The sequence below is a fragment of the Parabacteroides faecis genome (assembly GCF_014647375.1).
Taxonomy (GTDB): domain Bacteria; phylum Bacteroidota; class Bacteroidia; order Bacteroidales; family Tannerellaceae; genus Parabacteroides; species Parabacteroides faecis.
Map to the genome: position 1 here is coordinate 367179 of NZ_BMPB01000007.1, position 21630 is coordinate 388808.

General features: G+C 48.2%; 15 protein-coding genes. 4 read left to right on the forward strand and 11 right to left on the reverse strand.

Annotation, left to right across the window (positions count from 1 at the left end; genetic code table 11):
- Positions 1-2 precede the first annotated feature (2 nt).
- The gene (gene rimI, locus IEY67_RS12085; RefSeq protein ID WP_122374481.1) at positions 3-461 is read left to right on the forward strand and encodes a ribosomal protein S18-alanine N-acetyltransferase; all 459 of its coding nucleotides are present in this window, start codon (positions 3-5) and stop codon (positions 459-461) included.
- A gap of 14 nt (positions 462-475) precedes the next feature.
- On the opposite strand, the gene IEY67_RS12090 is transcribed toward rimI, so the two are convergent.
- Positions 476-3076 carry a glycoside hydrolase family 2 protein gene (locus IEY67_RS12090; protein ID WP_229801044.1) on the reverse strand — a complete coding sequence of 867 codons (2601 nt, stop codon included), beginning with the start codon at positions 3074-3076 and terminating at the stop codon, positions 476-478.
- A 99-nt stretch (positions 3077-3175) separates the two neighbouring features.
- The gene (locus tag IEY67_RS12095; RefSeq protein ID WP_122351630.1) at positions 3176-5167 is read right to left on the reverse strand and encodes a retaining alpha-galactosidase; all 1992 of its coding nucleotides are present in this window, start codon (positions 5165-5167) and stop codon (positions 3176-3178) included.
- Positions 5168-5292: 125 nt separating this feature from the next.
- On the opposite strand from IEY67_RS12095, the gene IEY67_RS12100 reads away from it, so the two are divergent.
- Positions 5293-7029 (forward strand): SGNH/GDSL hydrolase family protein, encoded by a 1737-nt coding sequence (locus tag IEY67_RS12100; protein WP_183671371.1) that lies wholly within the window; start codon positions 5293-5295, stop codon positions 7027-7029.
- A gap of 26 nt (positions 7030-7055) precedes the next feature.
- Entirely contained in the window at positions 7056-7913 is an 858-nt protein-coding gene (locus IEY67_RS12105) for a BRO-N domain-containing protein (RefSeq protein WP_122374485.1), read from the forward strand.
- An 18-nt stretch (positions 7914-7931) separates the two neighbouring features.
- Here IEY67_RS12105 and IEY67_RS12110 read toward each other — a convergent pair whose 3' ends face one another.
- The 4 genes from IEY67_RS12110 to tsaD form a co-directional block, all read right to left on the reverse strand.
- A complete protein-coding gene (locus IEY67_RS12110) occupies positions 7932-9284 on the reverse strand; it encodes an MATE family efflux transporter (RefSeq protein ID WP_183671370.1) in 1353 nt (450 codons plus the stop codon).
- Positions 9285-9371: 87 nt separating this feature from the next.
- Entirely contained in the window at positions 9372-9926 is a 555-nt protein-coding gene (locus tag IEY67_RS12115; protein WP_075558094.1) for a Crp/Fnr family transcriptional regulator, read from the reverse strand.
- A complete protein-coding gene (locus IEY67_RS12120) occupies positions 9919-10410 on the reverse strand; it encodes a CinA family protein (protein ID WP_183671369.1) in 492 nt (163 codons plus the stop codon). Before IEY67_RS12120 ends, IEY67_RS12115 begins: the two co-directional genes overlap by 8 nt.
- Before the next feature lie 132 nt (positions 10411-10542).
- Positions 10543-11562 (reverse strand): tRNA (adenosine(37)-N6)-threonylcarbamoyltransferase complex transferase subunit TsaD, encoded by a 1020-nt coding sequence (gene tsaD / locus IEY67_RS12125; protein WP_122374487.1) that lies wholly within the window; start codon positions 11560-11562, stop codon positions 10543-10545.
- 143 nt (positions 11563-11705) lie between these two features.
- On the opposite strand from tsaD, the gene IEY67_RS12130 reads away from it, so the two are divergent.
- Positions 11706-16178, forward strand: a complete 4473-nt coding sequence (locus IEY67_RS12130) for a translocation/assembly module TamB domain-containing protein (protein ID WP_183671543.1) — start codon at positions 11706-11708, stop codon at positions 16176-16178.
- Here IEY67_RS12130 and IEY67_RS12135 read toward each other — a convergent pair.
- The 5 genes from IEY67_RS12135 to xylA form a co-directional block, all read right to left on the reverse strand.
- Positions 16138-17073 carry a tRNA-dihydrouridine synthase family protein gene (locus tag IEY67_RS12135; RefSeq protein WP_183671368.1) on the reverse strand — a complete coding sequence of 312 codons (936 nt, stop codon included), beginning with the start codon at positions 17071-17073 and terminating at the stop codon, positions 16138-16140. The two genes, IEY67_RS12130 and IEY67_RS12135, sit on opposite strands and share 41 nt — an antisense overlap.
- Positions 17073-17738, reverse strand: a complete 666-nt coding sequence (lipB, locus tag IEY67_RS12140) for a lipoyl(octanoyl) transferase LipB (RefSeq protein WP_183671367.1) — start codon at positions 17736-17738, stop codon at positions 17073-17075. Before lipB ends, IEY67_RS12135 begins: the two co-directional genes overlap by 1 nt.
- Positions 17684-18478: a monofunctional biosynthetic peptidoglycan transglycosylase gene (gene mtgA / locus IEY67_RS12145; protein WP_183671366.1), complete on the reverse strand. Its 795-nt coding sequence runs from the start codon at positions 18476-18478 to the stop codon at positions 17684-17686. Before mtgA ends, lipB begins: the two co-directional genes overlap by 55 nt.
- A gap of 129 nt (positions 18479-18607) precedes the next feature.
- On the reverse strand, positions 18608-20155 hold the full coding sequence (xylE, locus tag IEY67_RS12150; RefSeq protein ID WP_122374491.1) for a D-xylose transporter XylE: 1548 nt from the start codon (positions 20153-20155) through the stop codon (positions 18608-18610).
- Positions 20156-20296: 141 nt separating this feature from the next.
- Positions 20297-21625, reverse strand: a complete 1329-nt coding sequence (xylA, locus tag IEY67_RS12155; protein WP_122374492.1) for a xylose isomerase — start codon at positions 21623-21625, stop codon at positions 20297-20299.
- Positions 21626-21630: the final 5 nt, after the last annotated feature.

Consider the following 21630-nt stretch of genomic DNA (forward strand, 5'->3'; position numbering starts at 1 on the left):
GAATGGAAAAGGAGTTGGAAATCAGGCAGGCAGTCCGTTCGGATCTCGATTCGATACTGGAGATTGAAACCGTTTGCTTCGGTGCGGACAGTTTTTCAAGGAGACAGATCTTATACCTTATTACCCAGGCAAAAGGAATCTTTTATGTTGTTACGGATAAGGGAAAAGTGATTGCATACAGTTCGTTGATATCGAATGCCCGTACTCATAACCTACGTATTTATTCCATAGCCGTTCATCCGGATGCTAGAGGCAGGAAGTTAGGGCAGCAATTGATGGAAAAAGCGATCGGATTTGCCCGGTCGTATCAACTCAAAAAAATTACGTTGGAAGTAAATGTGACTAACGAAGCCGCCATCGGCCTTTACCTAAAAAACGGATTCGAACACATCCGCATAATCAATAATTATTACGCGGATGGTTCGAATGCTTATTATATGTATAAGCTTATTAACTCCTAAACGTTTGATTAAAACTACAAATTCGTCGGGTTTCCCCCTACCTTAACTTCGGACAATCCGGCATTTCCGGAGATAAAACTGATGCGGACAAAGCGAATATTCTTTCCGAGGTCACCATCTATACGCTGCTTCTTTTCTTTCTTATTGCTGGTGCGCTGGTTGGATACGGTTATCCATGATTGGTTATCGGAAGATACTTCAATGACGTATTGATGTATATCGACTGTTGGGAAGACCAGTTCGATCGCGTTCAGATCATAGGAGGCTTCCAGATCGAGTTTCCACCAGGCAGCCTTATCTGAGGGGTCGGCAAACCAGGCGGTCTGGTCGTCACCGTCATTTGATAAAGTGCGGGAAGAAAGTTCCGCTGTCGAACTGACAAAAGAAGGACGGTTAACCGCCAATAACAACTCATTTACAGGTTCTTCTTTCTTCGGGGCAATATAGCGTTTATAAGGACGGTCCGCCACTTTCGGACGACCGGCCGACTCCCAGGTTGGCTGTCCTAATGTCCGAATAGTGAGGGTAGATGCGGGTAGCCCTTCAGCAGACGCTTCAATAATGGTAGTTCCGGCATAGTAACTACGGAATTCGATTGCAGCCTTTCCGTCACGGATCGTAATATCGGAGGTTTCCTCTTCTGAAGGAGGCATAAACTGGATGGACGAACCTGTTGGAAATTCACCGGGGCCGGACAGGACGGATAGCTTAACGGGGATCTCATTACTAACCGGTTTGCCGCTTGCATCCAACAAAGAGATCAGGATATGAACATCATCTGTCCCGTCGGGAGCAGCTATCGTTGTCTTATCCGCAGACAAACCGATCTTTGCAGGAATACCCGATTCAGGCCATTGCGGTTCAACCGGGTTCCTGTTTCCTTTGGCATAAGCCTCCCGATACCAGTACCAGGAACGCTTCGGGATACGGAAATAATCCACCAATCCCATAATAGCCAGACCGGTTCCACCGACTGTCCCGTGATCGAAGCCACACCAGATCACTTGTCCTCCACGCCATTCCGGACGGTTAAAGCCATCTTTCAGGTCTGCCCATCCCGGTTCGAACGTACCCGGACGATGTGTCGTTACACTACCATATTCAGAAACCATACTAGGTACACCGGGATTCAGGAAACCCGCCCCGTCGCCATTATAAAAAGCGATCTGGTTCTTCCCTAGTTTATCTACGCCTTTACGCTGGCTACCGCCGATAGCGACCAGGCGCGTCGGATCCCAAACATGCGTACTGTCGGTTGCCTTGTTCAGCAATTGCTTCATCCGTTCATTGGTGGATGCATCCGTAAAGAAAGGTTCATTACTCATACTCCATGCCGTAATAGAAGGACTATTCCGGTTGATTCGGATCAGCTCTTTCAACTGGTACAACACACTCCGGTCGAAACGATCCTGGTCTTCCGGATTCGGAGGATAACAACCGGACGAAGGAGTCCCCCAACCGTCACGGTCACCCGAACCGCCTCCCATACCCCAGAAAGCATTCTCTGGGAAGAACAGTATGCCGATCTCATCACAAGCCTGTGCAAATGAAGGGTCGTGCGGATAATGTGATCCGCGGATCGTATTGAAACCACAATCCTTCATCATCTGTATATCCCGACGGAAACCGGCATTTGTTACGGCATCTCCCCAGCCGGCATGATCCTGATGGACGTTTGCCCCCAACAGGTAAAAATGTTCGCCGTTAAGGAAGAACCCTTTGTCTGCTGTCCATTCGAACCAACGGATACCGAAAACGGTTTCTTTCCGGTCGGTCACTTTATTCCCCTGCTGAATCGTTGTCACCGCTTTATAAAGGTTCGGACTATCCGGATGCCAGAGAGCCGGGTCGATGATACTTGCCGGATACTGAGTGAATATTCGGGAACTGCCGGCTTCAAGCGTTTCTTTTGTTTCTGCTTTTGAAACAATTTTACCCTTGGGTGAAACGATCTCTGTCCGGATCGTAAACTGTTGCGGACGGGCATGGTCATTTCTTATTTCTGTCTCTGCCCTAAAAGAGGCAGACGATTTCGACACTTCCGGTGTTGTGATGAACGTTCCGCACCAGGCGACATGCAAAGGATCCGTTATATGTAAATACACATCGCGGTAGATACCTCCGCTAAACTGGTGATCGCCGGCACGTGGCGCCACATCCGCCTTCCAGAGATTGTTGACACGGACCGCTAAGATATTTTTTCCGGGTTTAAGGAAAGGTGTCAGGTCATAGCAGAAACCGGTATATCCTCCGGTATGCTCTCCTACCCGCTGCCCGTTCAGGAAAACTTCGCTTTGAATAAATATGCCTTCAAATTCAACCGATACTTGTTTACCCTTCCATGCTGCCGGCATTTCAATCGTCTTCCGGTACCAGCCATACCCATTGTATACGCTCTTCCACATGAAGTAAGGAAGAGAAAATGAGTGAGGAAGATTCACTTGTTCCCAACTTTGATCGGAAAAGGAGGTTTGTTCTGCCTCTTCCACATCGCCTAAAGTAAAGAGCCAGCCACGGTTCAAATTGATCTGTTGGCGCACAGGGGCAGCATTCAGATTCCAGCAGATCATAATCTGCAAGAAGAAAATAATCGTTACGAGAGTTTTTTTATTCATAAGTACTTTAATATTAATGGCGAAAAAAAACAGAACAGAAGGAGAATAGCATTTACCTGCTGTTCCCCTTCTATTTATACTAAGATCTAACGGATACTATTATTTACAGATTTTGGCAGCATACCCTCCGCCCGGAGCCATCTTGATCTTCAGCTTACGATCAGCCGGGACAGGTATGATTTCTTTTTTGTAATCGCTGGCAGCACGGTCGGCATTGATACCGTCTTTAAACAGTTCCAGCTTGTAATCGCCGTCACCCAGGAAAGAAAGATCCAGCTCCAGCTCACGCGGTTCCCAGTTGGTGAGGGCACCCACGTACCAGTTGTCGCCATGTTTGCGAGCCATTGCTATATATTCGGACACTTTTGCATCGAGCACCTGGGTTTCTTCCCATACGGTGGGAATAGCTGCTATAAATTCCGTACATTCCTTTTCACGCATATAATTCGTCGGATTGTCACACAGCATATTCAGAGGCGATTCGAAGATCACATAAGTAGCCAACTGGCGGCAACGTGTCCCCTGGCTCATCGGTTCGGAATAAACCGGACGGTAGTTTTGGCGGATCGCATTACGCATAGCCCCTTGTGTATAATCTACCGGGCCGGCCACCATACGGATGAACGGGAAAGTCACATCGTAAGTAACCATATCGTATGATTCGGGCGACCACTTCAACTGTTCCAGGCCGTTCACACCCTCATAATTGATCACGTTCGGATACGTGCGCTGCAACCCTGTCGGTTTACAGATCCCGTGGAAGTCGACCAACATATTATAACGCGCACAAGTCTCCGCCGCACGATACAGGAAGTCTATTATTTCCTGATCGTCACGATCCATAAAGTCTACTTTGAAACCTTTCACACCCATATCGGCATATCGTTTCACCACATTTTCCATATCGCGGTCGAAAGCATAATAACCGGCCCAGAGGATAATATCCACATTCTTCGATTTAGCATACGATACAATTTCTTCCAAATTGATTTCCGGGATCACCTGCAATAAATCAGCTTTCAGGTTTACAGCCCATCCCTCATCGAGGATCACATATTCGATGCCATGATCGGCAGCGAAATCGATATAATATTTATAAGTTTCGTTATTGATACCGGCACGGAAATCGACTCCGGAAATATTCCAGTCGTTCCACCAATCCCAGGCAACCTTACCCGGTTTGATCCAGGAGATATCCTTTACACGAGACGGGGCAGCCAGGCGATATACCATATCGCAATCGGCCAACTGCTTGTCATTGTCCGAAACAACGAACACACGCCAGGGGAAAGAACGGTTTCCTTTTGTCTTGGCTATATAATTCTCGCGTTCCTTTACCAGCATCTGCAACTGATTATGTCCGCCTTGCTGTTTCACCTTCGGATACGGAGCATGGACAGATTTCAGAGAAGGCTTGTCCGTCGTGTTATTCAGGAACATACCCGGATAACTTTCAAGGTCGGCCTCTGTGATACAAACTTTCTTTCCATTTCCCAAATCGACCAGGAACGGCAGGATCATCAGACGCTTGTCGTTCAGCTTTGTGATCGGTTCGTTGTAATAAGGCTGTTCGAACGAATTGGAAAATTGCTCTTCAAACGTCGGCTTGGTGCTGTTCACATAAGCGGCGAAGGTCTTATGGTCGGTAGAGAAGTTGTAGGATGCCTCCTCATCTTTCACGATCATATCTCCTTTTTTCTTCGTCACGAAACGATACGCCATACCGTCGTTATACAGGCGGAACACGATACTGTAATCGCCGCGGAAAGCGATCGTCATCTCATTATATATATCGCTTACTTCCGATTTCTTATAGAATGGTGAGGGGATCGACTTATCGACGGAACCTTTCGTCACTTTCGAAACTTTTGGACTGTTGCCCCCCAGCACCTCTCCGGTCTGCAAGGTCATGGATATAGCAGAAGGAGCCAACACCTCCGTCCCGTCATGGTTCAACGAGAACTCTACATTATCTCCAACTGTCACTACTGTTTGCAGCTTCCTGTCGGGCGACTGCAACTGATAACTTTTCTGCGCCAATAAAGGCATGCTTCCCAACAACAGGAAAGTAAGCAGTACTTGTACTTTCATGGTATCTATGTTTTTTATTTTTAACAGGGGCAAATATACGTGAATAAACGAAAATAAAATTTCTAAAATTGTACTATCTTTGTCAATATTGTGTCAAAAAGTATGGTATATAAATAGATCGACCTATGAAAAGACTGTTGAATATCTTTATTCTATGTATGGTATGCCTCTCTGCCGGGGCAGAATGGAAATGGCAGAATCCGATGGACGCTGGTTTTCCCGTGATCCAGAACCAGGGCTGGCCCGATGAGATCGGACAGACCTATGTACGCCTACCCGACCGGGCAAAGGCCGAAGTCAGAGAACCGGTTTGGAACCTCTCCCGCAACTCAGCCGGACTGGCTATTCATTTTTATTGCAACTCCCCCCAGATAACCGTACGTTACCAGGTAAGCGGTGGGTATGCTATGCCGCACATGCAATCGACCGGCGTATCGGGGCTCGACCTGTACAGCATCGACAGCGAGGGCAAGTGGAGTTTCTGTTTCGGTAACTACTCATTCGGGGATACGATCCGATACAGCTATACAAACCTGGGACAAGACAAGTTCCATAACCGCGGGTTTGAATACAGACTCTACTTACCTTTATATAATAGTATCAAGTGGATGGAGATCGGCACACCGGAAGGAACCGAACTGACTTTCATTCCCCAATCGCCGGAGAAGCCGGTTGTCCTTTACGGTACTTCCATCGCACAGGGCGCTTGCTCTTCACGTCCGGCTATGGCGTGGGCGAACATCCTGCAACGTGCCCTGGGCTATCCGCTGATCAATCTGGGATTTTCCGGTAACGGGCAGTTGGAAAAAGGCGTATTGAATTACGTCATCGAACAGGATGCCCGCATCTATATCCTCGACTGCCTGCCTAACCTCACCCAAAAGACCGAGCAGGAAGTGACAGACCTGGTGATCGCCGCCGTAAAACAGATCCGGGAAAAACGGAACGCCCCGATCCTCCTGGTAGAACATGCCGGTTACAGCAACGCACCCAGCGACCAGCGACAATACGAATCGTACACCCGCCTGAACGCCGCTTCACGCAAAGGATACGAAGCCTTGTTGCAAGCAGGTGTCAAGGACCTGTATTACCTGACACACGAAGAATTGAACTATCCGCCCGATGCCTGGGTTGACTACGTACACCCATCCGACCTCGGAGCCACCTACCAGGCGACAGCCGTTGAAAAGAAAGTACGCGACATCCTCCGGCTGTCGGTAGGAGACCGCCCGACGACCCAGCCTGTTACCCAACGTCGCGAACCGAACAATTACGAATGGCAGACCCGTCACCGCGACATATTGAAGCATATCCAACAAAACCCGCCCAAAGCCATCATCCTCGGCAACTCGATCACTCATTTCTGGGGAGGAGAACCGGCAGGACCGAGAAGCAGCGGCGCGAAAAGCTGGAAGAAGATCATGGAACCGGCCGGATTCCAGAATCTGGGATACGGTTACGACCGTATAGAAAACGTACTTTGGCGCATCTACCACGGTGAGTTGGATGGATATGAAGCGGATAAAGTTGTCCTGATGATCGGAACGAACAATATGGGAATCAGCCCGGACAAAGATATTGTAGAAGGTCTGCGTTTCCTCATCACAGCTATCCGTAACCGCCAACCGAAAGCGACGGTTAAAGTGATCGGTATCCTTCCCCGCCGGGAACACGAGGATTGGGTGAAAAACATCAACCTGCAAATCCGCACAATGGCAAACGAGGAAAACTGCCTGTTCAGCGATGCCGGAACAACCTTGCTCCTGCCCACCGGCAAGATCGACGAATCGCTTTTCAACGACGGCCTGCATCCGAACGAGAAAGGGTATCAGTTAATAGCTAAAACAATAGCCGAGGATTAAAGCAACAGATATAAAGACAGTAAGTTATGACACAGCAAAATGCAATCAAAATCTTTGAAGAAAAAAAAGTACGCACCGTATGGGATAGCGAAACGGAAGAATGGTATTTTTCCATAGTGGATGTAATTGCCGTATTGACGGATAGTGATAACCCACGTCGTTATTGGAGCGACTTGAAACGTAAGTTATCAAAAGAAGGAAGTCAGTTGTACGCTAAAATCGTACAACTGAAAATGCCCTCTGGTGATGGCAAATACTACAAAACCGACGTAGCCACCACCGAGCAACTTTTCCGCCTGATCCAGTCTGTCCCTTCGCCTAAGGCAGAGCCTTTTAAACTCTGGATGGCTCAGGTAGCAAAAGAGCGCCTTGACCAGATGCAAGACCCGGAATTATCCATCGAACAGGCTATGACCGATTACAAACGTTTGGGCTATTCCGACAATTGGATCAACCAACGTCTTAAAAGTATCGAGATACGTAAAGACCTGACTGATGAATGGAAACGTCACGGCCTGGAAGAAGGCGTACAGTTCGCTACTCTTACAGATATTATTTATAAGACATGGGCGGGAAAAACGGCAAAAGAATACAAACAATTCAAGAACCTAAAGAAAGAGAACCTGCGTGATAACATGACTAACAAAGAATTAGTTCTAAACATGCTTGCAGAGCTTTCAACGAAAGAGATCTCGGAAGCCATAGGTCCGGACTCTTTCGATGAGCACTCTGAAGTAGCCCGACAAGGAGCTACAGTAGCACGCAACGCCAGGTTGGAGCTGGAGGAAAAGACAGGACAGCCAGTTGTCACCCCTCTTAATGCCAAAAATATTCAGTCTTTGCAACAAGACAAAAAAGAGAATGAAAAGACTGAAGAAGAGTAGGCTGCCAGTATGTCAACCTTATCTCTTTAACGACCTGCGCACCAGCCAGTAAGAGACTGACAACGTGCAAATCTCAGCGATCGGTATATCATACCAGATGGCGTCGATACCGAATACAGCGGGGAGGACAAGTATACCGATTCCTACGAATATGAGTCCTCTCAAAGCTGATATAATGATCGAAATCTTCGCATTCCCGATAGCCGTAAAATAGCTGGATGCCAGGATATTCAGACCACACAACAAAAAGGCAAAACAATAGATCGAGACACCTCGCGACGCAATAGCAAAGGCCTCGCTGCTGTGATCGTTGAAAAACAATCCGATAATCTGTTCGCCGAACAATAACAATACCAGGAACAAACCGATCCCGATCGCAGAATTAACCCGCACGGCAAGTCCCAGGATCGACTTGATACGTTCCTGCTTCTTCGCCCCGTAGTTATATCCTATAATAGGTATGATACCATCCGATATCCCCAGGAATATGGTGGTTCCGATAAACAGGATATAATTGATTGCCGTAAACGCCGCCACCCCACTTTCACCCAGATACTTCATCATCGTGATATTGAAGAGGAAAACGGTAATTGCCACCGACAGTTCAGACATACCCTCCGACGACCCGTTATAGAAAGCATTCCATACCAGCCGCCAATTGTAGCGTCCACGTTGGACGGCAACGACTTCGTGACGCGAAAACAACCGGGGCACATTCAGGCAAGCACCGATCGTAAAGGCAATACCGGTCGCCAGTCCGGCTCCCATCACGCCCCAACCCAATACGGCAACGAACACGAGGTCGAGAATAATATTCAGGATCACGGTCGTCCCCATGACCGAAGTCGCATACAAGGGATGCCCCATCGCCTTAATGATATAGTCGCCGAAGAACATCGTACACAAAAACGGGAAGAAAGGGACCAATGCCCGGATATATCCTACGGCATCCCCCTGCAACACGGCATTCGCCCCCAGGAAAGAAACGATCTCCCCCGCAAATAAATAGATCAACAGGCTCACCGCCAAAGACATGGCAATCAGGAACAGGAATACCGAACGCAACGCGTTGTTCGCTTCCTGCTTATCACCTTTTCCCAGACTGATACTGACAATCGTCTGTCCCCCGATGCCCATCACGATGGCAAACGCCGAGATCAAACTATAACACGGTAAGATCAGATTCACACTAGCCAGCGCATTAGCGCCCACAAACCGTCCGAGCACAATCCCGTCGATCACGGACTGGATACCCAGAAATAATAGTCCCGCCACGCCGGGAAGTGCATACTTTGTAAATAACCGGGGAATCTCACCTGTCAACAATAACCTCTCTCTTTCCTGGCGGAAGAGAGCTTTTTCCTTACTCATAAAACAACTTGCTTTTGGTTCCGGCTGCAAAGGTAAGGAGGTCTTTTCAGAGAAAAATTACCATAAGATAATTTCGGTTTGCTCTTTTTATTTAGAAGAGGAACGGATACGGCTCAACGATTGCGGCGTGATCTGCAGGTAGGAAGCGATATGTTTCAACGGCACTCGCTGGAACAGATCCGGGCGCGAGTGCATCAGACTCTCGTATTGTTCGCGGGCATCACTCCAACTGTCGTTGATAAAATAGTTCTCATATTCCCGCAGGTAATAGTCGAGCAGCTTCAATCCCCAGATAGCGATATCGTGCGACTGTTCGAAAAGTTTGTCCAGTTTCGTGGCAGGGATGCGGAACAGGACGGTATCCTCCACCATCTCCACGTTATAGACCGAGATGTCGCGGTAAACGAAATTGATCATTTCGCCGTCGCTGGCAAACCATAAGGTGATATCTTTCGTATCCAGTTCGACATATGCCCGGACCAATCCCTCTTTGACGAACCAGACAAACGGGTCGCGGTCGCCTTCCCTCGTCGAAAGTTCTCCTTTCGAGAAAGCCACCTCCTCCATCTCGTCGACCAGCAACCGGATCGCTTCGTCGGACATGGGATAAACCGCCCGCTGTTGTTCTATGAATTTATCCATGCTGTTTTTGTAACAAGTCCAATAACAGGGTCAACGCAGCATCCGCCGCCGCCTGTATATTTTCCGCCCTGACCGTTCCGAAATGAAAACAATGTGAGACGATTTCACCTTTCAGGGCTGCGGCGATCCAAACCGTGCCGACCGGTTTTTCCGGGGTTCCTCCGCCGGGTCCTGCAATACCGGAAGTCGCTACAGCACAGTCGCATCCGAGGGTACGGATCGCTCCCTGCGCCATCTGTTCCACCACTTCGCGGCTGACGGCCCCATGCTGGCGAAGACTTTCTTCCGAAACACCCAATACATGCTGTTTCACTTCGTTGCTGTAAGAGACAACTCCCCCGACAAAATAATCGGAGCTACCTGCCACCAGCGTGATCATATTGGCTATCCGGCCACCCGTGCAGCTTTCCGCCGTCCCCATCGTCAGTTTCCGTGAACGTAAGACGTCGCCTACCCGTTCACCTAAGACTTTATTCTCTGCCATAATTCGATGCTATCTTCTGAAAAATAGGATGCATCCTTTTCCAAAATAGCATGCACCCTTTTTGTAAATAGCATGCACCCTTTTAAAAAAGAGGATGCATGCTTTTTTCTATACCGTAATTACACCTGATAATCAGATAACTACCCGTGAGAACGGAACAGCGTCCATCGGACAAAAATCCTTATCGAGGAATTTATAATAACCAGTGATGGCAACCATCGCCGCGTTGTCTGTAGTAAACGCGAACTTCGGGATATGCACTTTCCAGCCATACCGCTTCGCATGGTCGAGGAAGGCATCGCGCAAACCGGAGTTTGCCGAAACACCGCCGGCCACCGCCACCTCTTTTATATTCAGGTCTTTCGCTGCCTTGCGCAACTTATCCATCAGGATATCGATCACGGTCGACTGAAGGGAGGCACAAAGGTCACGTTTATTCTTTTCGATGAAGTCCGGATCTTCCTGTAGTTTATCCCTCAAGGTGTAGAGAAAAGAAGTCTTCAGCCCGCTAAAGCTATAATCGTATCCCGGAATATGCGGTTTGCTGAAAGTAAAGGCTTTCGGATTTCCTTCGTTGGCCAAGCGGTTCACCACCGGACCACCCGGATAACCCAGTCCCATCACCTTCGCACATTTATCGAAGGCTTCGCCCGCTGCGTCGTCTATCGTCTGCCCTATCACCTCCATATCGTTATAAGCATTTACTTTGATGATCTGCGAGTTACCGCCCGACACCAGCAAACACAGGAACGGGAACGAGGGAGCATGATCGTCTTCCGGCGTTTCCTTGATAAAGTGAGCCAGTACATGCGCCTGCAAATGGTTGATCTCGATCATCGGGATGTCCAAAGAAGCCGCAAACCCTTTGGCAAAGGAGGTTCCGACCAGTAGGGATCCCATCAACCCCGGCCCGCGTGTGAAGGCAACGGCGCTCAGTTCCGACTTATCGATGCCTGCACGCTTGATAGCCTCTGCGACCACCGGGATGATATTCTGCTGGTGGGCACGCGAAGCCAGCTCGGGAACCACGCCACCATATGCTTCGTGAACCGCCTGACTGGCTATCACATTCGACAGCATCACGCCGTCGCGTATTACGGAAGAGGAAGTATCATCACAGGATGATTCTATCCCCAATATTGTTACACTCATACTCTTCTCTCGTTTTTTTGTGCAAATTTAATGAATTCTATCGCGATATTGTTGTAGATTTGCGTTTAAAATATAGTAAAGATATCAGAGGACTCAAATACATAATCATTACCCTACTTGTTTTGTTCTGGATATTCTATGCGATGCCCTTTATCTTGTTGAAGATACCCTACATCCAACATCAGGTTTCCGACATTGCATCGACCGAATTATCCGGCCATCTCGGTGTGCCCGTAAAGATAGGAAATGTTAATATCGAATGGTTCAACCGTTTGGTCCTCGACAACTTATACCTCGAAGATCAGGAAGGTCAGACATTATTCGAAGCCAATCATGTGGCGGCGGGCTTTGAAGTTCTTCCGTTGTTTAAAGGAAAATTCGTTTTCACTACCGTGCGGCTATTCGGTTTTTCCGTCAATCTCAAAAAGAAGACACCCGAAAGTCCGCTCAATCTCCAGTTCGTGCTGGATGCTTTTGCCAGCAGGGACACGATCAAGAAGAATCCGAATATCGACCTGCGTTTCAACTCGATCCTGATCCGCCGGGGAAACTTCCGGTACGACGTGCAAAGCGAGGCCGAAACGCCAGGAAAATTCAACGCCAGACATGTGGCTATCAAAAACCTGAGTGCGAAGATTTCCATGAAGGCCTTCAACAAGGACAGCCTGAACGCCAACATCAAAAAGATGAGCTTCGACGAGGCTTCCGGCCTTACGCTGAATAAACTGTCGATGAACGTTATCAGCAACCGCGACAGTGCTTTCATCAACAATTTCGAAATAAAACTACCGGAAACGGATTTGAAAATCAGCCGGGCAAAGATCGACATGCAGGAAGTGAAGAACGCTTCCGAGCTGCTGAACCATGCCCCGTTGGAATTGAATATTTCCCCGTCGCAAATCTGTCTGAAAGACCTCTCTCCTTTCGTCCCGGCTTTCAGCAACTTCACCGAGACCATCGAATTATCGGCAGAAGCGTCCGGCTCCGTCAACAATATCAACCTGCAACGGCTGACAATCCGTTACAGCGACAAGATGCTGTTTATCGGAAAAATGGACCTGAAAGGGATCAGCCATCCGGAAGATGCCTATATCTTCGGACAAGTAAACAAGATGTATATCACGACCGACGGACTGGCGGGCCTGGTAAACAATTTCAACAAGAAGCCGGTCGTGCTGCCCGATCCTGTCGTCAGGTTGGGTACGATCAATTTTACCGGAGAGATATCCGGCTTCTTCGATAACCTGGTGGCGTTCGGAAAGTTCTCTTCGGCGATCGGTTCGGTGCAGACCGACATGATATTCGGTACAGACAAAGAAAACAATGTTGCAGCATACCTGAAAGGACATATTTCTACCTCCGGCCTGCATCTGAACGAACTGTTCAACGATGGCAACCCTTACGGGAACACCCGCCTGAGCATCTCGCTGGATGCCAAACGCTACAACAACAGCAGTTTCTTCGGAAATATTAAAGCGAACATCAACGAGTTCGAGTTCAAAAAATACAAGTACGAGGATATCCAGCTGTCCGGAAATTTCAAAAAGAACAGCTTCGACGGCATGGTACAGGTGAACGACCCGAACGGGAAGTTGCATGCCCAGGGTATGTTCCGCCACGAGGGGAAGAACTCTATGTTCAACTTCACCGCCAATCTGGAACATTTTCGTCCCGACAGCCTCAACCTGATCGACAAATATGAATCGCCGGATATCTCGCTATCCCTGAATGCCGATTTTACGGGGAATAATATCGATAACCTGGAAGGTAATATCACAATAGACAGCCTTTCGTTCCTGACGGCTCCAAGCAGCTTCTTCCTGAAAAAATTCCAGGTAACGGCATCCGGACATTCACTGGACCGCCATCTGACTATCTCGTCCGATATCCTGAACGGAGAGGTTACCGGTGCATACTCCTTTACCACGATCGTACCGAGTTTTATGAACACTTTCAAAGGATACATCCCGGCACTGATCAATGCGACGCAGAAGAAAAAAGAAGTAGAAGAGAACAATTTCTCGCTGTTGCTGACAGTAGAGAATACGGAAAAGATATCCGAAACACTCAAACTGCCGGTGACGATGGTCAACCAGGCACGCATCACCGGACACTACAATAACTTGTATAATAAATTCCGCATCGAGGCTTTCCTCCCTAAATTCAAACTGGGAAACTCCCTGTTCGAATCCGGTTACCTGACTTGCGACAACCCGCAGGATAATATCAACCTGCAACTGAGGGCAACCAACTACAACCAGAAAGGACTTCGTAACTACCTCGACCTAAAAGCGGATGCCCGCGACAACCGGATCAATACGCTGATCGGCTGGGCGAACAATAAGGAAAAGGTGTTCCGTGCCGAGCTGTCGGCGTCTGCCCTCTTCACTGAAAAAGAACAGGAAAAGAGGCCTTCTACCCTGCGAACCGATATTTCCGTCAAGGAGAGCCAACTGGTGCTGAACGATTCTCTATGGACTATCCATCCTTCGAATATTGTAATTTCCGACGGGCAGATAGGTATCCGTAAATTCCTGGTAGGCAATGAGAAACAATCGTTGCTGCTGGATGGAAACATCTCCAAAAATCCGTCGGATACGCTTTTGATGGACCTGAAACAGGTCGAGCTCAAATACATTTTCGATATACTGAATATCCCGGTATTGCAGTTTGCCGGGAAAGCGACAGGTACATTTAATATAAGCGACCTGTACGGCAGTCGTATGCTGAACACCGATCTGGAGATAAAAGACTTCTCATTCAACCAGACACCGCTGGGCAGGCTGAACCTTTTCAGCGAATGGGACGATGAGCAAAAGGGTATCCTGATGCTCGGCAGTATCTATAAGAACGATACGACATGGACCGACGTAAGCGGTTACATCTTCCCGGTAGGACAGAATGCCGGGTTGTCCTTATTCTTCGGAGCCAACGATATCAATCTGGAATTCCTCCACCCCTTTGTGGAAAAGGTGGCTAAGAATATGAAAGGACGGGGCTTCGGAAACGTCCACCTGCACGGTCCGTTCAAGTCGTTGACCGTCGAGGGAGATGCGTATGTGCTGGACGGCGGCCTGGGTATCGAATATACGAATACATATTATACCTTCTCCGACTCCATCCATCTGGATGCCGGTTCCATCAATATGCGGAACCTGACCGTCCATGACGAGTTCGGTAATCCGGGTATCATCAACATGAGTGTCTATCACAATCACTTCAAAGATGTCAGTTTCGACGTAAATGTCAAGACAAACAATATGTTGGTGTTTAATGCGACACGCAGGCAGAACCCATTGATCTACGGAACAGTCTTCGGTAGCGGATCGGCGTCGATCAAAGGAAATGACAAGCTGATCAACTTTGACATCAATATGCGGAGCGATCCTAAGACGGCCATCACATTCGACTTTATAAACAATACGACGGCTGCCGACTACGACTTTATCACGTTCGTCGATAAGAAACAGTTGAACGAATCCATCGCAAACGGGACAATCTCGCCCGACTCTTTGAAAATGGCTGCCGCCAACGAAGAAGAAGGTGCCGAAATGCGCATGAATTTCCTGCTCGACATCACACCCGATGCCCGGATCGAGCTGATCATGGACCCGGTTGCCGGAGATAAGATAACCGGCAACTGTAGCGGAAGCATGCAAATAGAATACGGGACAAAAACGGATTTACGCATGTACGGAAACATGGGAATTGTCAGCGGCAACTACAATTTCAGCTTGCAACAGATCATCCATAAGGACTTTAAGATACGCGAAGGCAGCTCCATCGACTTCCGGGGTGACCCGTTCAATGCCACGATGCAAATAAATGCCATTTATAATGTAACTGCCAACCTGCGCGACCTGGATGAAAACCTGGCACTGGAAAGTCCGCGAACCAACATACCCGTCAACTGCGTGCTTAACCTCGACGGCATGTTACGCAGCCCTGCTATCTCGTTCGACCTGGAACTTCCCGGTTCAAACGAAGAAATAGAACGTCAGATGAAAGCGTTGGTCGATACGGAAGACATGATGACACGCCAGATTATCTACCTCCTGGTGCTGAACAAATTCTACACTCCCGAATACAGCCAGAATGCCTACCGTTCGAGCGAATTCAGCGCCGTGGCTTCTTCCGCCATCTCCTCCCAACTGTCGAGCATACTCAACAGCTTGACGGATAAGGTGCAGATCGGTACGAACATCCGCACCAGCGATGACGGCATACAGGATACGGAAGTGGAAATGTTGCTATCCAGCCAATTACTCGACAACCGTCTGTTATTCAACGGAAGTTTTGGATACAGGAATAATACGTACCAGGGGAAGAACGACTTCGTCGGTGAATTCGACCTGGAATATAAGCTGACCCCAAGCGGAGAGATCCGCCTGAAGGCTTACAACCATGCCAATGATATGTATAAGTATCTGAACCGGGCCTTAACGACCCAGGGGGTAGGTGTCATGTTCAGGAAAGACTTCAGTAACATTTCCGAGTTCTTCCGCCGACGGAAAAGACTGCTGCCGATCGTGCCGCTTGCTCCGGCTGATACTATCTCGCCGGCAAAGACGGATACTACGGCTGTAACAACTCCTTTACCGCCTGCTGATAAGTAGATAACTGGTTGCTTTTAAGTATTTTCTTCCGCAAACGTTTTTCTGCGTCCGGCAAGAGGTAATCCCAAAGAGTTTTCATTTTGGCAAGCACCTGGTGCTCTCCGCCTTCAAGTATGGCGCTGTATTTCTCAAATAAAAGTGTATGGAAACGGAACAGTCCGGCTTTCTTTTCCGTGTCCGGCAGCTCCTTTCCTGCCATATATTCCTTCGCCAGCCAGGGGGAAGACAATAAGCCGCGTCCCAACATCACCCCGCTCAACCGGGGATACAAGCGAATGATCCGGTCGATATCGGCCGGACAGTTCAGATCGCCGTTATAGAAAAGCGGGTGTGCACATGCTTCGTAGAAACGGGTAAAGCTGTCCATATCCACATGCCCTTTGTACTGTTGCCGCCCTATCCGAGGATGCAAAGTCACATGTGTAAGCGGCAACGAATCGATAAAGGGAAGCAAAGCAAAGACTTCGTCCGGTGAATCCCATCCTAACCGGAGCTTGACAGAGAAATTCATTTCCGGAAATTCACGGACTGTCTGCAACAGGGCGGCAGCATCTCCCGTATGAGGCAGGATACCTGCTCCCCGGTGAAGACGTGCCTGCATCGGGAAAGGGCACCCCATATTGATATCTGCCTGCTGGTATCCTTGTCCGAGAAATAAAGTTACCAGACGCCGGAATTCCTCAGGCGTGGCCGCTATCAACTGGGGAACGACCGGAGTAGCCACATTCCTGCCGGACGTTATATCCCGGAGATCCTTGTTCCGGAAACCGTCTTTCTCCACCCGCACAAAAGGGGTATAGTAGGCTTCGACTCCTCCGAATACCTGTGCATGCACTTCCCGGTACACGGCATCCGTATAGCCTTGCAAAGGGGCAAAATGTATCTTGTACTCCATCAGGGGAACAGTTCTGAAAATAATGAATGAAGCTGTGTTTTAGCTTGTTTGAAATCCTGCTTTTTCCCTAATTCTTTCTCCAGAGAGGTTACACCTTTATCCGTAAATCCACAAGGGTTAATCAGGGAAAAATAACTCAGGTCGGTATTGATATTCAGAGCAAAACCATGCATAGCAACGAACCGGCTGCTCTTTACTCCGATCGCACAGATCTTGCGGGCACGTCCTTTTACATCCGGATCGATCCATACGCCGGTAGCACCGTCGAGACGTTCTCCGCGTATCCCGTAAAGGGCGAGGAAACGGATAATGACTTCTTCCAGCCGATGGATATACTGTTTGAGTCCCAACTGCCAATATTCCAGGTCGAAGACCGGGTAACCGGTTATCTGCCCGGGGCCGTGATAGGTAATATCCCCTCCCCGGTTGATATGGTAGAAAGAGACGCCACGCTGCTGCAACAGTTGTTCCGGTATCAGGAGATTGGCATCTTTCCCGCTCTTTCCGATCGTCAGCACGGGTTGATGTTCGCAGAAGAACAACTTATTTTCTTCGCTGCCTCCCTCCTTCTTTGCCTGAAGCAAGGTTTCAAAAGCATCTGTCTGAACCTTTAGCGCATCTGCATAATCAATGCGTCCGAGGTCGTGAAAAGTGAAGCTCTCCATTTCTTTCTTTTTTTTATTTTTCCGTTCGTATTATCGATCTCACCGGCTCCGTAACCCATCTGTATCTTCAACAACTTACCCATCAGGGAAAGGATTTGTCCCTGTCGTTTCAACATATAGGGAGAAGGTTTACCGGAATTGAATTTCCTGGGATTCGGCAAAGATGCAGCGATCAACGCAGCCTCCTCGCGATTTAACCGGGAAGCCTGCTTCTTAAAATGGGCCTTGGCTACCGCTTCTGCTCCATAAATACCGTCGCCCATCTCGATGGAGTTCAGATAGACCTCCATGATTCTTTCTTTCCCCCATATCCACTCGATCAAGAGGGTGAAGTAGGCTTCGATCCCTTTCCTTATATAGCTTTTGGCAGGAAGAAGGAATACATTCTTGGCTGTCTGCTGGGAGATGGTACTGGCGCCGCGTACGCGTTTTCCCTTTTCCGCTTCATCGCGTGCTTTCTGTATCTGTTCAATATCAAAACCGTTATGATCGAGAAACAAATTATCCTCCGAAGCGACAACCGCCTGTACCAACGGTTGTGCTATCTGCGACAACGGGACCCATTTATGTTCCAGCTTGAAGGGTTTCCCCCCCTTGTACTGATCGTACAACCGCGTCAGCATCAACGGCGTATAATAAACAGGGATGAACTTATACGCCACCACCGCCAGGATGCTGGATATAAAAAGAAACAGAAAGATATTCCTGCATCCGGTCAGAATCCGTTTTATAATAGGCATATTCAATATCGTTTACTGCCGGCAAATGTACGAAATGTTACTTTCCTCCAAAAAGAAAAGTAACCAAAAATTCAGGCTGTATTTGCCTTGAACTTCCGGTTACTTCCTAACCAATCTAGTATATGGGAATTATCTTTTCCAGTATTGTTCCATCTGTTCCAACGTCTTTCCTTTGGTTTCGGGGACGAATTTCCAGATAAAGGCGGCAGCCAGGATACCCATCAGACCGTATATCCAGTAGGCCATACCATGATTAAATGTTTCAGTCAGGTACTGATTCTTGTCGAGCATCGGGAAAGTCCATGATACCAGGAAGTTGGCAATCCACTGTGCCGCAACGGCAATACTCATCACCGTAGAACGGATAGAGTTCGGGAATATTTCAGCCAGCAATACCCAGCAAACCGGTCCCCATGACATGGCAAAACCAGCCGTATAAACCAACATGCAAACCAGCGAACCGATGCCGACGGAATGGGTATAGAAAGTCGTACCCAGTATAGTCATCGAAACAGCCATAACCAAAGCTCCGATGATCATCAACGGACGGCGGCCGAACTTATCGACCGTAAAGATAGCCAGTACGGTAAACGACAGGTTCACGGCACCTACCACGATCTGCTGCAACAAAGCGGCATCGGTAGCGGCCCCCATCGTCTTGAATATCTCCGGTGCATAATATAATACTACGTTAATACCGACAAACTGCTGGAATGCTGACAACAACACACCCACCAGAATGATCAGAACGCCAAACGAACGGATCGGGAGTATCAAAGAGACAAAGAAGCTGCCAATCAAAGCGATCTCCAACGCACTCGTACTGCCAGCCAGTTCCAATCCTCCGTAAGAGATCAGAAACAGAACCAACCAGGTTCCCATAAACTGGAAGTAAGGACGCATAGATGGTGCTTTTTCCTTGAAACTTTCTTTAATATCTACCAATTCTTTCGATGCTTCTTCCTTATCCATCAAACGACTAAGAATAGAGAAGGCTTTTTCTGTTTTACCACGCATGACCAGATAACGGGGAGTTTCCGGTACGAACATCAGGAAAACAAGGAATAAGACTGCCGGGATGGTCTCAGAGGCAAACATCCAACGCCAGCCGGTGGCATGCAGCCACGCTGCATCTCCTTGTAAAGCAATAGTATAGTTCACGAAATAAACCACCAGCATACCGAAGATGATAGCAAACTGGTTCCAGGAAACCAGATTACCACGGCGGTCGGCAGGCGCCACTTCAGCAATATACATAGGAGAAACCATAGAAGCCAGTCCGACCCCTATTCCTCCCAATATTCTATAGGCAACGAACAAATACATATAAGTATGATCTCCGCTTCCGGGTAGTCCCAAGCCGAATTCCGGCCATGCGGAACCGATCGCAGAGAGCAGGAAAAGGATAGCCGCAACGACCAACGTCGGCTTACGACCATACCGCTGGCTCACCCATCCGGCAAAAGAAGCTCCGAGGATGCAACCGATCAGCGCACTGCTGACCACAAATCCTTCCAGCGAATTAGCCTGATCGAGAGGTAATCCGTAAGGTTCGATAAAAAATTTCCGTAGTGATTCTACTGTTCCGGAGATAACAGCCGTATCATATCCGAATAGTAACCCTCCAAGGGTAGCAACGAGGGTAAGGCCAAAAATGTAACTATTGTTGTTTTTCATATCTATCAGACTAAGAAACAAAAAGTAACTTCTCCACTCCGGAGAAAGGTTCGGAGATGTGCTATCATTTGGAAACACGTAATTATCACACGCCTCCTGCCTTTCTCCAAGAGAAGAGAAAGTTACTCTTTGTAACTAATTTTATATATATAAATTGAGAATCATTTCATATAATTCCTGCTTGCCACTGATCTGCTTCGGTTCGCCGTCACGAAGAGCGATCGTACGCAAGTCTTCCAAAGTCAGCTTGCCGTCTTCGAATGCTTTACCTTCGCCGTTGTCGAAGCTGGCATAACGCTCAGTACGCATTTTCTTGTAATCGGAGTTTTCAAGGATGGCAGCAGCCGTTATCAAAGCACGGGCAAAAACATCCATACCACCGATATGAGCCAGGAAGATATCGTCCAGGTCGGTCGAGTTACGACGGGTCTTCGCGTCGAAGTTCGTTCCTCCGGTAGTCAGACCGCCACCCTGAAGGATAACCAGCCATGCCTGGGTCAGCTCGTAGATATCCATCGGGAACTGGTCGGTATCCCAACCGTTCTGATAGTCACCACGGTTAGCATCGATACTGCATAACATACCAGCATCGACAGCAGCCTGCAGTTCATGTTCGAATGTATGTCCCGCCAATGTAGCATGGTTCACTTCGATGTTCAGGGCGAAGTCTTTATCCAGACCATAATGACGCAGGAAGCCGATCACCGTTTCAGAATCCACATCATACTGGTGTTTAGTCGGTTCCATCGGTTTCGGTTCGATCAGGAAAGTTCCTTTGAAACCATTCTTACGACCATAGTCACGTGCCATGGTAAGCATCATGGCCAGGTGATCTTTTTCACGTTTCATATCGGTGTTCAGCAGGCTCATATAACCTTCGCGACCACCCCAGAATACATAATTCTCACCGCCCAATGCGATACAAGCGTCGATAGCGTTCTTGATTTGCGTACCGGCACAAGCGACAGCCGGGAAATACGGATTGGTAGCTGCACCGTTCATATAACGTTTGTTACCGAATACGTTGGCTGTCGACCATAACAGTTTCTTGCCTGTTGCCTGCTGCAAACCTTTGGCATGTTCAACCATTGTCTGCAGGTCTTTTTCAAACTCAACCATTGTAGGAGCCTCGTCTACAACATCCACATCGTGGAAGCAATAGTAAGGAATGCTACATTTGGTCATAAATTCGAAAGCGGCATCCATTTTATATTTTGCACGGCTGATACGGTCAGCCTCCGTGTTCCAGGGGAATGTTTTTGTCCCGCCGCCAAACTGGTCACCACCTTCGGCACAAAGTGTATGCCAGTAAGCCATAGCAAAACGGAGATGGTCTTTCAATGTCTTACCCATTACCACCTTATTTTCATCATAATAATGAAATGCCATCGGATTCTTAGAATCGCTTCCTTCAAACTGAATCTTTCCTATTCCGGGAAAGAATTCTTTTTCACCTTTATAAAAGTCCATGAAAT